Raw genomic sequence first — 13,866 nt, 5'->3', positions numbered from 1 at the left:
CAATGTCCGGACACGGTTTCCACGTCCACGGCCCGCACGATCACGCCGTGGAACACGCAGCACACAGCAACGATAAATTCTCCGGCAATATCGCCGTGACGACAGCCATCCTGGCCACGGTGGGCGCCATCTTCGGCTACCAGGGCGGCGCCACGCAGAACGACGCGGCCCTGTTCAAGAACAATGCCGCCATCGCCAAGACCGAGGCATCGAACCGCTGGAACTACTACCAGGCCAAGTCGTCCAAACAGAACCTGGCCGAACTGGCCATGCTGCTGCCGAACGCGGAAGTGGAAAAGTACAAGGCTGAAGTGCTGCGCTACAAGGAAGAAAAAGACGCCATCAAGAAGGATGCCGAGGAGTGGGAAGCCAAATCGACCGAATGGGACCATAAGTCGGACCATTCCATGCACAAGCATCACCAGTGGGCGCTGGCCACCACCGCCGAACAAATCGCCATCGCGCTGGCCGCGATCACCCTGTTGACCAACCGTAAATGGCTGATGTGGGCCACCTATGGCGTGGCCGCCGTGGGCCTGGGCCTGGGCGTGTTCGCCATGATTTGAGGCGCGCAGTCGGGGCTGGATGCCCATCCCCGAAATAATTTACCTTGCACCGGGAATTTCTGAGATACTCCCGGTCTTATTTTTTTGCGGCGCTTGGTCGCGCCGGGAGACCATCAATGAAATTCCGCTTCCCCATCGTCATCATTGACGAGGATTTCCGTTCCGAGAACACCTCCGGCCTGGGCATTCGCGCCCTCGCAGCGGCGATGGAAAAGGAAGGCATGGAGGTCCTTGGTGTGACCAGCTACGGCGACCTGTCCCAGTTCGCCCAGCAGCAGTCGCGCGCCTCCGCCTTCGTCCTGTCGATCGACGACGAAGAATTCGGCGGCGGCTCGCCGGAGGAGACCGACTTCGCGCTGGCCTCCCTGCGCACCTTTATCGAAGAAATCCGCTACAAGAACGCCGATATCCCGATTTACCTGTACGGCGAAACCCGCACCTCGCGCCATATCCCCAACGATATCCTGCGCGAGCTGCACGGCTTCATCCACATGTTCGAGGACACGCCGGAATTCGTGGCGCGCCACATCATCCGCGAAGCCAAGTCCTATCTGGACAGCCTGGCGCCGCCGTTCTTCCGCGCCCTGGTGCACTATGCGAACGACGGCTCCTATTCCTGGCACTGCCCTGGCCACTCCGGCGGCGTGGCGTTCCTGAAGTCGCCGATCGGCCAGATGTTCCACCAGTTCTTCGGCGAAAACATGCTGCGCGCCGACGTCTGCAACGCGGTGGAAGAACTGGGCCAGCTGCTGGACCACACCGGCCCGGTGGCCGCGTCCGAACGCAACGCTGCGCGCATCTATAACGCCGACCACGCCTACTTTGTCACCAACGGCACCTCCACCTCGAACAAGATGGTGTGGCATTCGACCGTGGCGCCGGGCGACATCGTCGTGGTCGACCGCAACTGCCACAAGTCGATCCTGCACTCGATCATCATGTGCGGGGCGATTCCGGTGTTCCTGATGCCGACGCGTAACAACCTCGGCATCATCGGCCCGATCCCGCTGGAAGAGTTCTCCATGGAGAGCATCGAGCGCAAGATCGCCAACAACCCGTTCGCGCAAGCGGCGGTAAACAAGAAGCCGCGCATCCTGACCATCACCCAGTCGACTTACGACGGCGTGGTCTACAACGTGGAAACCCTGCGCGAAATGCTGGACGGGAAAATCGACACCCTGCACTTCGACGAAGCCTGGCTGCCGCACGCCACCTTCCACGACTTCTACAAGAATATGCACGCGATCGGCAAGGACCGTCCGCGCGCCAAGGAGTCGATGATCTTCTCGACCCAGTCGACCCACAAGCTGCTGGCCGGCCTGTCGCAGGCGTCGCAGGTGCTGGTGCGCGATTCCGAGACCGTCAAGCTGGACAAGGATGCCTTCAACGAGGCCTACCTGATGCACACCTCGACCTCGCCGCAATACTCGATCATTGCATCGTGCGACGTGGCCGCGGCCATGATGGAAGCACCGGGCGGCACCGCCCTGGTGGAAGAATCCATCCTGGAAGCGCTGGACTTCCGCCGCGCGATGAAGAAGATCGACGAGGAATGGGGCCAGGACTGGTGGTTCAAGGTCTGGGGTCCGGACACCTTCGCCGAAGAAGGCATCGGCTCGCAGGAAGACTGGATCTTCACCGAGGACAGCAAGAAGTGGCACGGCTTCGGCGACCTGAAAGCGGGCTTCAACATGCTCGACCCGATCAAGGCGACCATCGTCAACCCGGGCCTGTCGCTGGACGGCCAGTTCGGCGAAACCGGCATCCCGGCTTCGATCGTGACCAAATACCTGGCCGAACACGGCGTGATTGTCGAGAAGTGCGGCCTGTACTCCTTCTTCATCATGTTTACCATCGGCATTACCAAAGGCCGCTGGAACACCCTGCTGACCGCCCTGCAACAATTCAAGGACGACTACGACAAGAATGCCCCGATGTGGCGCATCCTGCCGGAGTTCTCGGCCGCCAACCCGCGCTACGAACAAATGGGCCTGCGCGACCTGTGCCAGCAGATCCACGACTTCTACAAGGCCTACGACGTGGCGCGCCTGACCACCGAGATGTACCTGTCGGACATGGTGCCAGCAATGAAGCCATCGGACGCCTTCGCCAAGATGGCGCACCGCGAAATCGAACGCGTGCAACTGGACGATCTGGAAGGCCGCATCACCTCGATCCTGCTGACGCCTTACCCACCGGGCATCCCGCTGTTGATCCCGGGCGAGCGCTTCAACAAGACCATCGTGGACTACCTGCGCTTCGCACGCGACTTCAACGAACGCTTCCCTGGCTTCGAAACCGACGTGCACGGCCTGGTCAAGCGCGAAGTCAACGGCCGCAAAGACTACTTCGTCGACTGCGTCAGGCAGTAAGCCCAAATTCGCGTGCCGTGCAAGCGGTGCGCGATTGAGCCTGCGCAAAGCGGGTTATCATAAAACGGCACTATAGTTGACCTCCAGCCCAATCGGAGGGACGGCCAAATGGTGCTTTCAGCCTGCATCATGGCTAGCGAAGTTGCGCCGGCCAATGCCTGCGACGCGCTGCGTCGCGAACTCTGCGCAGCTGGAATCGCCGTCACCGAGGCGCCGCAAGAAGGCGGCGCCTGCATTTTCCTTTTCAACCGATGGAACACTGAGCTCGCCGGGCATGTGCAGGCCGCGCATTCCCAGCACCTGCTGGCGATCTGCTGCGAGCCCGAGAGCCTGGCGCTCGATGCCACCTGGGAAGTGCTCGCGGCCGGCGCCGCCGACCTGCTCCTGTGGCGCGGCGGCGATGCGATCCTGCCGCAGGTACGCGCCCGCTTGCAGCGCTGGCATGAGGTGGGCCAGCTGATGTCCTCGGAGGGCATCGGCGACTTCCTGGTCGGGCACAGCGAGCCCTGGCGCCGCATGCTGCAAAGCCTGGTGGAAGTCGCGGCCTTCACCCAGTCGCCGGTGCTGATCACCGGCGAAACCGGAACCGGCAAAGACCTCCTGGCGCAGGCCGTCCAGCGCCTGCACAACGGCGCGGGCGAGCTCACGATCGTCGATTGCACCACGCTGTCGCCGGAACTGGCCGGCAGCGAATTGTTCGGGCACGAACGCGGGGCGTTCACCGGCGCCTACAGCGCGCGCGACGGCGCATTTGCCGCGGCCAACGGCGGCGTCCTGTTCCTGGACGAGGTGGGCGAATTGCCGCTGCCACTGCAGGCCCAGCTCCTGCGCGTCATCCAGGAGCAGCAATACCGGCGCATCGGCAGCAACGACTGGCACCCCTGCCGCTTCCGGCTGGTCTGCGCCACCAACCGCGACCTGGAAGCCGAAGTGCAGCGCGGCGCCTTTCGCGCCGACCTGTATTACCGTATTGCGGCCTGGCGTTGCCGCACGCCGCCGCTGCGCGCGCGGCAGGCCGATATCCTGCCGCTGGTCCAGCACTTCCTGCGCCAGCTGGGCTGCCAGGACCTCGAACTCGATCCCGCCGTGCGCCACTACCTGCTCACGCGCAGCTATCCGGGCAATGTGCGCGAGCTGCGCCAGACCGTGGCGCGCATCTGGCACCGCCACATCGGCCCCGGCCCGCTCACCATCGGCGACGTGCCGCCGGACGACCGGCCCGACTGCCTGCCGTGCTGGCCCGACGACGCCTTTGCCAACGCCATCGGGCGCGCGGTGGACCTGGGAATGAGCCTGGCACGCATCGGCCAGGCCGCCACCGACACCGCCATCCAGCTGGTGCTGCAGCAGGAAGGCGACAACAACCAGCGCGCCGCGCTGCGCCTGGGTGTCACCGACCGCACCTTGCAGCTGCGCCGCAAGGCGCGCGGCGCCGCCGCCTAGCCCCGTCCGATCAGGCGCAGCAGATTGCCGCCCAGGACCAGCGCTTCATCCCCCGCCCCCAGCCGCAGCAGGCGGATCTTTTCCAGCTCCAGGCCCGGATGCAGCCACGGCCCGTCGCTGCCAAACAGCACTTTATGCGCTCCGGCGCGGCGCACCGCCTGTTCCAGCAGGTCGAAGCGGCGCACGCCGGCGCTGTCGGTGTAGATATTGCGGTGCCGTGCCAAGTGGTCGAGCAAGGCCAACTGGGCCGACCAGTCGTCGGCAAAACTGCCAAGATGGGGCAGGATGAAATTCACGTCCGGATATTGGGTCGCCAGCAGCTCCGCCACCGACGCCTCGCCGACCGGGTCGTACAGCACCGGCAGGCCGAAGTGCCGCGCCACCTCGCACACTTCGCCGCTGATCGGCGCGTCGTGCCGGTGCAGCTTGATGCCGACAAAACCGTACTGCTCCACCGCGATGCGCACCAGTTGCGCGATGCGGCCCGCATCGCGCCGCGCGTGGACAAAGGCAAAGCCGACATAGCGCTGCGGATCGGCCGCGACCAGCCGCGCCACGCCGGCGTTGGCGGCGGCGTAGTCGGAGTGGAAGGCCGCCAGCAGCACCGTGCCGTCGATGCCGGCTTCGCGCGCGCGCTGGGCGTAGCGGCCCAGCGCGGCGTTGCTGTCCCACGGGCCGGTCAAGCCGTCGCCGGGGCCGGCATGGCAATGGCAGTCGATGATCATGACTGGCCAAAGCGCGGCGCATGGGCGAGCAAGGCTTGCAGCACCGCGCGCCGCACCGCTGGCGGACTGCCGTCGCTGTCGCCGGCCGCCTGCGCCGCGCTGCCGGCGATGCGGACGAAGCGGCGCGCCGCTTCCAGCTCGCGGTCCACTTCCGGCATTTCCTGCATTTCCAGCTCGAGCGCATTGCCCAGCGCCCCGCCCAGGGCGCGCCCGAGCGCCGTACCGACGCCCGGTATCGGGATGAAGGAGCCGAGGGCCCCGCCGACGAAGGGCAAGGCCTTCTTGGCGATCCCTTTCAGAATACCGCCCAGGGGCTTGGCCACCTTCTTGATGCCGTTCCAGACGCCTTTGAACACCTTGCCCAGGAATTGCTCCAGTTCCGCTTCGCTCTGTACCGCCAGCAGCTCCATTGCCAGCGCGGTTTCCTGCTCGTCGCTGAAGGGGGCCTGGCGGCAGCGCTTGCAGCCGCACGGCGCTTCATGCTCTTCGCCCAGCACCTCGAACTCCAGTTCGCGGCGCTGGTTGGTCAGCACGCCCGGGAAGCGCCGGAACATCGTGTCATGCAGGGTCCGTTCGCGGTTCCTGCGGTCGACACCATCCGCGAGGTTCGGTGCGATATACACGCTGACGTCGGCCGGACGGATCCCCATCATGGCCGCGCAGACCCGATGCTGGGCCAAACGCTGTCCCATATGCCCCGCCTGGCCGCTGTAGCCGCGGCGCCGCCCGTTGACGGTAAATTCCAGGTAATACAGGCCGGGGCCGTGGGTGCGCACGTCGCCCGGCGCCCGGTCCAGCGCTGCAATCGGCGCGTACGCCGGCTGCAGGGCATGCGGCATCTGCCCCACGGCATGCGCGATGGTGGGCGGCAGTTCGTCCCCGTCCGCCCCCTCGTCCGGGTCCGGCGCATCGCCGGCGGGCGGCTCCAGCAGCGGCAGCGGCTCGAATACCGGCAGCCGGTAGGGCCAGACGCCATAGCCAGGGGCACGGCGCGGCTTGCGCAGTGGACGGGCACGCGGCCGTCCCACCGGGCGGCCCCCTTTGGGCCGCCATTCGAATTCCATGGTCTCAAACATGCTGTACCTCCACGAGTTGTACGATCAAGCGGGCGGCAAACGCGACCTGCTGCGCGCTGTGGTCCGCACGCAGCAACAGCGTCAGAACCGGCCTGGCCCGGCTCCCCTGCAACAGCACGTCCACCCCGGCCAGCGACAGGTCGCGCCGCAGCGCTGGACCGTCGCATGAGGGCGGCAGCACGATGCGCTGGACCGGAAACGCGCCGCCCGCGCAGCGCAGCCCGCCGTCCGCCAGCGCCGACTGCAATTGCGCCACGCGCTCGCCAAGCCGCTTGCGCAAGCCGCGCCCGGCCCGGCGATTGGCCGCCAGTGCGCTGCTGCCGGCGGCAATCGCCGCCACCGACGGCGGACTGCAATGCACACGCGTCGCGCTGCTTGCCATGAAGCTGCCCAGCAGCGCGCGCGGCCCGGCCAGCACCGCCAGCGGCGCCCCGAAACCTTTGGCCAGCGAGGCCCCCGCCAGCACCGGCGCGCCGCCCAGGCCGTGCGCCGCCACCGAGCCGCCGCCGGCCGGGCCCAGCACGCCAAGCGCCTGGGTGTCATCCAGCAATAGCAGGCCGCCGTGCGCTTGCGCGATGTCGGCGTAGGCGGCCAGCGGCGGCGCACCTTCGTCGCCCGGGGTATAGCCATCGGCCAGGATCACCGGCTGGCGTCCCGCAGCCCGCCAGCGCCGCGCCAGCCGCGCCGCCTGGCCCGCGTTGCCGTGGCCAAAACAGGCCAGCGGCGTCCCGAGCGCGCGGGCGCGTTCGGCGCCCCAGCGCGCCACCGGATAGGCCGCGCCGTCCAGCAGCAGCGCCACTGGCGCCGCCGCCAGCCAGCCGAACAGGTCCCAGAACAGGTGCAGGCTGGACGGCAGCAGGCAGGCCGACTCGCAGTCCATCAGCCGCGCCAGGGCGGCGCCCAGTTCCGTCTCGCCGGGCACCGGCTCCAGCGCCGCCGGCTTGCCCAGCGTCAGTGCATCCCAGGCCGGCAGCGAGCGCGCGCCATGCCGCATGCCCAGGTACAGCGCGCTGGTAAAGTCGGCGCGCACCGCCGCCTCACGCGGTGCGCAGCATGGCCTCCAGCCGCTGTCGCAGCAGCACCGACGGCATGGTCGACTCCAGTTTCGGGTTCGCCGTCTCGGCCGTCAGGTCGACACCGGTGACGGCACGGTAGGCGTGCATATAGCCCTGCGCCTGCGGGCGCCAGAAGCGCGCCCAGGCAAAGGCCTCCGTCGGGTCGTACACCTCGCTCCAATGGCTGAAGCGGATCGACAGCAGCAGCTGTTCGCCGAACATGGCCAGATCGCGGAAATGAGCGATGCTGGTGTCGCTCCAGCCCTGCACTTTCTTCATCGCGTCGACCCGGTCCATCCAGGGTTCCGGGTGGGCCACCATCAACCGCGTCGGCAGGAATTCACGGAATTCGGGGCGCGCCAGCAGCCATTGCTGCATCAGCATTTCGATGCGCGCCGTCGACGGCAGGTCGCCGAACTGGTTGTGCGCGCCCTGCGACAGGATCAGGTGCACTTCCTTCAGCGCATTCAGGATGGGGAAGGCGTCGGCCTTGACGGTGGTGTCGTCGTCCTGGCGGTAGAACGGCATCAACTGGCGCAGCAGGTTGTGGAAGGCCTCGATGAATTTTGAGCGGCTGTCGGCCGGGCGGAAGTCGCGCACCGCCCGGCCATCCAGGTGGATGCCGTAGTGGTGGTCGTACTCGTAGTTGCGGCGCACCACGCTCAGGCGGTGCTGCTCGTCCTGGATATAGCCCCACAGCAGATTGTTCAACGGCCGCAGCATGTCCACTTCCATATTGGCCAGCGGGTCGGGGCCGTTGCCGTGGGCCAGGGCACGCACGTTCTGGAAGCGGCGCGTGATGGCGTTCATGGTCTGCACCAGCATGCCCTCCTCCTGCCAATACGCCCAGATCAGCTCCATCATGCAGGGATTGACCAGGCGTTCGCGGATGAAGCCCGCGCACAGCTCGGCGTCGTGTTCGTCCTTGTGCTCCATCTGGATCCGCACATCGGGCAGCTTGCTGCGGATCAGGGCCAGGTAAGGCAGGATGCGGGATTTCTGGTCCAGCGACGTCAGGTAGCGCCTGACCAGCTCATCTTCCAGCTTGCGGTCGTCGGGCAGGTCGCGCCGGTCCAGGTATTCGGCGTCGTCCTGGGGGCGGAAGGCATACGGGGTGCGCAGCACGCCGCAGTTGACCATGACGAACGCCTCGGTGGCCGCTTTCAGCACGCGGTAGGAATCGGTATCGCTGAACGGCAAGGCCCGGCGCTTTTCCAAGGCGTGGAACGCCTGCTCCTTGTCGCGGAAGCGGTCGCGTTCAAAGTCCGGCACCACCGCGCCTGAGGCGTGGCAGAACAGGTGTTCGATGAACAGCTGGTAGTTGTTGTAAGAGAGCGCCTCCGCGCTGTTGCGGATCAGCGTCCAGTGCGCGATGACGGGGCGCCATTCGGCTTCGGTGCGCGAAGCATGGGTCGTGATGTTGCCGGCCACCTGCAATGGGCTGGCCTCATCGACAATCACATCCTTGGCATTGCGGTAGTGTGCGGTATCGCCCACGTCGACCGTCCCGTCGTCGCCATAGGCGCGCATATGCACGTTGACCGCCACTTCGGTGGCGCCTATCGCATTCAGGCGCGCGCTGGACTCCACCCCATCCTTCCCCTGGCTTTGCAAAGGCGCTTCCGGCACGTAGTACATGTCCGGCATCGGATTGGTGTCGTTGGCATCATGCTTGACGGTGACCCATGCATGGTCGCCGACCAGGCCGTGCAGGCGCTTTTGCTTTTCCCCGTTGGCGTAGAACTCGGTCTCCAGGCGGAACTTGGTGTCCAGTTCATAACCGCATTCCCCGCGCGTGTCGCCGTCGCTGATGACGATCAGGCGCCCGCGCACCATGTTCTTGTCGAACGGGCTGACGTTCATATACAGCACGATATAGGCAGCGTTTTCCAGGCTGCCGAAGTGCGCATCGCCGGACGCTCCGGTGTGGGCGTGGCCGGCCAGCGTCCAGGCCGGGTTGACGTCGACCGCGGCTTTCTGGCCTTCGACGCGCCTGGTCGCCCTCAGCGCGTCGGCCTCGCCCTGGGTCAGCTGGTACAAGTTGAGCTTTGCATGCACGACCGGCACCGCGCCGTGCGCCGGCGTCAGTGCGCGCACATGCACGTCGATCCGGCCATGCCCGCCAGCGGGCTTCGCCTGCGTTACGTTCTTTGCCATGATGATGCTCTCCTCAAAGGTCGGTCAAGGTGTTGCGAAGCGCCCAGTGGGTCAACAGGCGCGCCAGCAGGATGCTTTCGTGTTCCGGGCCCAGGATGCCGTCCGCGCGCGCCTGCCCGATCACCGCGAAAACCAGGACCGGCGCCGCCTGGTACATGCGTTCGGGCTTGCGCTGCCACACGCGGAACAGCAGCGCCAGGTAGGCCGGCTGGCGTTGCGTCACCTGCAGCGCCTGCGGTAGCGACGTCCCGCGCAGCAGGGCCGGCCGGTGGTTCGCCAGCAGGCCAGCCAGGGCCGGCATCGAGGCGCGCAGCTCCAGCAGCAAGCGCCGGTCGCCCTCGGGCAGGCCCTCCAGCGGGTAGTACGACTCCCACAGGCGCGCCATGCGCTGCCACTGCGGGTGGGGAAACAGGCGCTCGCCCATGGCGCAACTCAGGAGCACCCGTATCCACGGCACCGGATGCGGGTCGTCTGCGTTGATGCGGAAGACGAACACGCGCGGCAGGCTGACCACCCCGATCAGGCCATGGGTCGCCGCCACGCCGACCCTGGCCAGCGACCAGAAGTCGGCGACGATTTCCGAGATCCAGCGTTCCCACAGCTTCCAGACCCGCACCGGCCCCGTGGCGCCGGACTGCAGCGATTGCAATACCGGTCGCAGCGAGTTGACCAGGTCCAGCAAGGCGGCGCCCTGATGCCCCACTTCGTGGAATAGCGACGAGGCGATACTGGCGCCGACCATCCGCTCGCGCGGCACGCGGATGATGGCCACCGGGTTGTCGCCGCCGCCGGGCAGGCGGGTGCGCGCGCGCCGGATCGCCGCGCCCGGCCCGCGGTCGAGATAACAGATCACCGGCGGCGCGTTGTAGTAGCCGCCGCGCAGCGCCAGGGCATCGGCCGACGCCACGTCCAGGCCCGCCAGCCAGACGCCGTTGCGGTGCTCGCTGCGCTGGGTGATCACGTCGTTGAACAAGTCGAACTGGATCAAAGCGGCATTGAACTTCATGCGCAAGAAAGTGAAGCGGCGCTGCGCATCGGCAGCGCTGGCGCGCCGCCCCGCCGCGCTGCCAAGCCAGCGCAGGAAACCGCGCACCATGACCCGCAACTCACGCCGCCCGGACAACAGCTGCCGTTCGATGCCCAGCTGGGCCGCAGGCTGCAGCGCGGCCGCCGGCACCATCGGCTCGATCAGGGCAAACGGCAGCACACGGGCCAGGCGCGCCAGCAAGGAGCGCGCCTCCTGTGCCAGCATCCAGGCGGCGTAGGGGCTCATACCGCTCAGGCTCCGTACAGCACGATCTTGCGGCCCTGGCGTACCCAGCGTCCGGTGTTGCCATGGGATGCGCCGGCCACGCCGCGCCCGGCTCCACACTGCTGCCCGCCCTGGCCGAATTGCTGGCCACCCTGGCCGAATTGCTGGCCCGCCCTGGCCAGCAAGCCTGGGGCGTGCTGGCGCACGGCGGCGGTGGCGGCCTGCATGGCAATCTGGCGCGGATCGCCGCCGCGGGCCTGGGCGGCGCGATTGACGGTATCGGCCGCCACCTTGACGAAGGTGCGCGCGCCGTCGAATTCACGGTCCTCGCCGGACAGCTCGCCTTCCGCCTCCAGCCCCAAGGCACCTCCTGCCGCCGACGCCAGGCCGCTGCCGATCTTGGCGCCCAGCGGGCCGCCGAAATAGCCGCCGATCGCGCCGCCGGCCAGCGGCAGCGCCTTCTTGGCCACGCCTTTCAACGCGCCGCCGATGGCCTTGCCGATGGGAGAGCGGATCACATTGCCGGCGAACGATGCCGCTTTTTTCAGGAAGCTGCCCAGGAACTGTTCCAGCTCCGCTTCATTGGTCACCGACAGCAGCTCGCTGGCCAGTTCCATTTCCTCGGCTTCGGTCAGCATGCCCTGCTGGCCCATTTCGCCGCCCCATTCGGATTCGCCAAACTCATATTCCCCTTCATAGGAAGTCTCGTTGCCGAATTCCAGGGTGGTACGGTCGGTGTCGTGCATGATTAGCCCCCTTTGATGTGATACTGCGGATGTTGGAACGGGACTCCGTTCCATGATATTGACGATGGCGGGCAGCAAGCCCGGCGCATACTGCCTGGCCGCCAGATTGAGCGCGGCGCGCCGCACCTGGCGCGGGTCGCCCCGGGCTGCCTGGCGTGCGCGGCGCGCCGCCAGGCCGGCGAAGCGCATGAACTGGCGCGCGGTTTCGAATTCGCGGTCCTCGGGGCTCAAGCCTTCGAGCTCCATGCCGAGCAGGCGGCCAGCTTTGGGCCCGGCAGCCAACACTTGCTGCGCGAGCGCGGGCAGGACGCTGTCCAGGCCCGGCGCCGCGCGCCGCAACCAGGCCGGCAAGCGCCCTTCCCGGTGCGCCGACAGCAGCTCGGCCGCTTGCGCCAGGCTGTCGTCGCGCCAGGCGGCATGCGCTGCCGCCGGCGCGAGCTCCACTTCCGGTCGATAGCTGATCAGACGGTCCATGCTTTCTCCATGCCTAGGCCACACGAGGACTAGTGCAAGGCGCGTGCCAGCGCGGCCCCGGGGCGCGGGGGCCCTCACGGCGAACTGCGTTTCGCGCGGAGCCGAAAAGGGGGAAATCGGGCGAAACGTACTTCGCCCGGTCAGGATCAGGCAGCGACCGCCAGGTTCAGCGGCGCCGCTGCGAGGATCAGGCCGTGGTGTTAACCAGGTTGCCCCTGCTGCCGGATTGCGGCAGCTTGTCGGCCAGGGTCTGCAGGAAGCCGGCCAGCTTGGACTGGGAGTCGCTGCTGTCCGCGCCCAGCGATTCGAGCAGCGAGGAAAATGACGTCTCCAGCGATGATGCCTCTGCGGACTCCGGCGAATCGCTTTGCAGCGAAGAGACCAGGCTAGTCAAGTCGTCCGCCAGGCGGCCCGGGCCCCCACGTCCAAAGCCGTCACCAGGCTGGGCGCCTTTGGCTTCACCTTGCTTATGCAAGGAGGCCATCAGCTCCTGCAGGAAGCTGCCGATCGCCGATGCGGCATTGTCCTTGTCGCTGGCCGCCACCTCGCTTACGCCAAGGGATTCCAGCGCCGCACCGATGGCGCTGACAAAACCGCCCTCGCCCGGCGGCGGGCCGGGAGGCGGCGGTGGCGGCGCCTGGCGCGTCTTATCGGCGCCACCGCCGGAAGCGACTTGGCTGGCGAAGCTGCTGCTGTTGATTGAATTAACGTTCATGGAAGCCTCCTCGTTGCGGGTGCGCCTTGCGCTCATCGAGTTGCTTGCGCTGCTCAGGAGTCAGCAGGGCCAGTACTTTCTGGTGCGAGCGGATATGGGCCAGCATCAGGTTCGCCTGTGCCTGCGCTGCCGCCTGCGCCAGCTTGGCCGCGGCGGCATCGTCGAATTTGTCGGCATTGCCCATCTCGTGCAGGGCTCGCACTGCCTTGTCATGGGCGCGTTCCTGTTCGCGCAGGTACGGCGCCTGGCTATGCATCAACTGGAACAGCTTGTCCTCTTGGCTCTCCGATAACTCCAGGCCATGCAGAAAATGCATGCCCGCCCGGCCCCCATGCATTTCGCCATGCCGACCGCCGAAGCCCGCGCCATGCGGCGGACGCTCGCCCTCAAGCGGCATGCCCTCTTGCGCGCGGCCAAGCAGGGGCAGCGCCAGGACGGAGGCCAGCATCAGCGGGATCAATGTGCTCTTGTTCATCGTGAATCTCCAGGGAAGTTTGTGAAATTCCATTCTCTGGCTACGGGTTGTAAAGCGCCGTAAGTAGGCGGTAAAACCGTGTAAAGATGGAGGAACCCGGCTGGGGCGATTTGTTATCATGGCCGCATGAACAAGGTCCTATTGATTGATGACGACGTCGAGCTGGTCGGTATGTTCCAGGAATACCTGGCGCAGGAAGGCTTCGATGTCGCCACCGCCCACGATGGCGAAACCGGCGCCGCGGCCGCCCTCACCGGCCTTTACGCCATCGCCATCCTCGATGTGATGATGCCGCGCATGAACGGGCTCGAAACACTGCGCCGCATCCGGGCCGTGAGCCAGATGCCAATCCTGATGCTGACTGCGCGCGGCGACGATACCGACCGCATTGTCGGCCTTGAACTGGGCGCCGACGACTACGTCACCAAGCCTTGCACGCCGCGCGAGCTGACGGCGCGCATCCGCGCCATCCTGCGCCGCACCCAGGCGACACCCGACACGGGCAACGGCCCGCTGATGGTCGGCCAGTTGAGCATGTGGCCGGATCAGCGGCGTGCGGCCTGGGCCGGCGTGCCGTTGGACCTGACCAGCACTGAATTCAACCTGCTGGAAGTCCTGGCGCGCAACGCGGGCAAGCCTGTCAGCAAGAACATCCTGTCGGAACAAGGACTGGGACGGCCGATGGCGCGCTTCGACCGCAATATCGATGTCCATATGAGCAGCCTGCGCCACAAACTGGGCGCCATCGCGGACGGCCGCTCCTGCCTGCAGACCGTTTACCGCCTGGGCTACCAGCTGATTCGGGAGTAA

The 13,866-nt window shown here is 66.8% G+C and carries 12 protein-coding genes; 4 read left to right on the top strand and 8 right to left on the bottom strand.

Annotation, left to right across the window (positions count from 1 at the left end; translation table 11 throughout):
* Positions 1–2 precede the first annotated feature (2 nt).
* The 3 genes from H597_RS0113075 (at position 3) to H597_RS30790 (ending at position 4,381) form a co-directional block, all read left to right on the top strand.
* Positions 3–566, top strand: a complete 564-nt coding sequence (locus H597_RS0113075; RefSeq protein ID WP_028102542.1) for a DUF4337 domain-containing protein — start codon at positions 3–5, stop codon at positions 564–566.
* Between the two features lie 116 nt (positions 567–682).
* A complete protein-coding gene (locus H597_RS0113070) occupies positions 683–2,938 on the top strand; it encodes an arginine/lysine/ornithine decarboxylase (RefSeq protein WP_028102541.1) in 2,256 nt (751 codons plus the stop codon).
* Between the two features lie 129 nt (positions 2,939–3,067).
* Complete coding sequence (locus tag H597_RS30790; RefSeq protein WP_229632163.1) at positions 3,068–4,381, top strand: sigma-54-dependent transcriptional regulator; 1,314 nt, start codon at positions 3,068–3,070, stop codon at positions 4,379–4,381.
* Here H597_RS30790 and H597_RS0113060 read toward each other — a convergent pair.
* The 8 genes from H597_RS0113060 to H597_RS30760 form a co-directional block, all read right to left on the bottom strand.
* Entirely contained in the window at positions 4,378–5,106 is a 729-nt protein-coding gene (locus tag H597_RS0113060; RefSeq protein WP_028102540.1) for an amidohydrolase family protein, read from the bottom strand. The two genes, H597_RS30790 and H597_RS0113060, sit on opposite strands and share 4 nt — an antisense overlap.
* On the bottom strand, positions 5,103–6,182 hold the full coding sequence (locus tag H597_RS33285) for a hypothetical protein (protein ID WP_051293761.1): 1,080 nt from the start codon (positions 6,180–6,182) through the stop codon (positions 5,103–5,105). Before H597_RS33285 ends, H597_RS0113060 begins: the two co-directional genes overlap by 4 nt.
* Positions 6,175–7,212 (bottom strand): aminotransferase class I/II-fold pyridoxal phosphate-dependent enzyme, encoded by a 1,038-nt coding sequence (locus tag H597_RS30780; protein WP_051293760.1) that lies wholly within the window; start codon positions 7,210–7,212, stop codon positions 6,175–6,177. Before H597_RS30780 ends, H597_RS33285 begins: the two co-directional genes overlap by 8 nt.
* A 7-nt stretch (positions 7,213–7,219) precedes the next feature.
* A complete protein-coding gene (locus H597_RS33280) occupies positions 7,220–9,394 on the bottom strand; it encodes a hypothetical protein (protein ID WP_051293759.1) in 2,175 nt (724 codons plus the stop codon).
* Between the two features lie 13 nt (positions 9,395–9,407).
* Positions 9,408–10,667 carry a hypothetical protein gene (locus tag H597_RS30770; RefSeq protein ID WP_051293758.1) on the bottom strand — a complete coding sequence of 420 codons (1,260 nt, stop codon included), beginning with the start codon at positions 10,665–10,667 and terminating at the stop codon, positions 9,408–9,410.
* Between the two features lie 5 nt (positions 10,668–10,672).
* The gene (locus H597_RS35705) at positions 10,673–11,866 is read right to left on the bottom strand and encodes a hypothetical protein (RefSeq protein ID WP_051293757.1); all 1,194 of its coding nucleotides are present in this window, start codon (positions 11,864–11,866) and stop codon (positions 10,673–10,675) included.
* A 187-nt stretch (positions 11,867–12,053) separates the two neighbouring features.
* A complete protein-coding gene (locus H597_RS0113030; protein ID WP_028102539.1) occupies positions 12,054–12,581 on the bottom strand; it encodes a hypothetical protein in 528 nt (175 codons plus the stop codon).
* A complete protein-coding gene (locus tag H597_RS30760; RefSeq protein WP_051293756.1) occupies positions 12,571–13,056 on the bottom strand; it encodes a Spy/CpxP family protein refolding chaperone in 486 nt (161 codons plus the stop codon). The genes H597_RS0113030 and H597_RS30760 overlap by 11 nt, the downstream gene beginning before the upstream one ends.
* A gap of 126 nt (positions 13,057–13,182) precedes the next feature.
* Here H597_RS30760 and H597_RS0113020 point away from each other — a divergent pair, with 126 nt between their 5' ends.
* Positions 13,183–13,866, top strand: a complete 684-nt coding sequence (locus H597_RS0113020) for a response regulator transcription factor (protein ID WP_028102538.1) — start codon at positions 13,183–13,185, stop codon at positions 13,864–13,866.

It is taken from the genome of Pseudoduganella violaceinigra DSM 15887, from assembly GCF_000425385.1.
In the GTDB taxonomy this organism is placed as follows: domain Bacteria; phylum Pseudomonadota; class Gammaproteobacteria; order Burkholderiales; family Burkholderiaceae_D; genus Rugamonas; species Rugamonas violaceinigra.
This window is presented reverse-complemented; position numbering and strand designations above follow the sequence as displayed.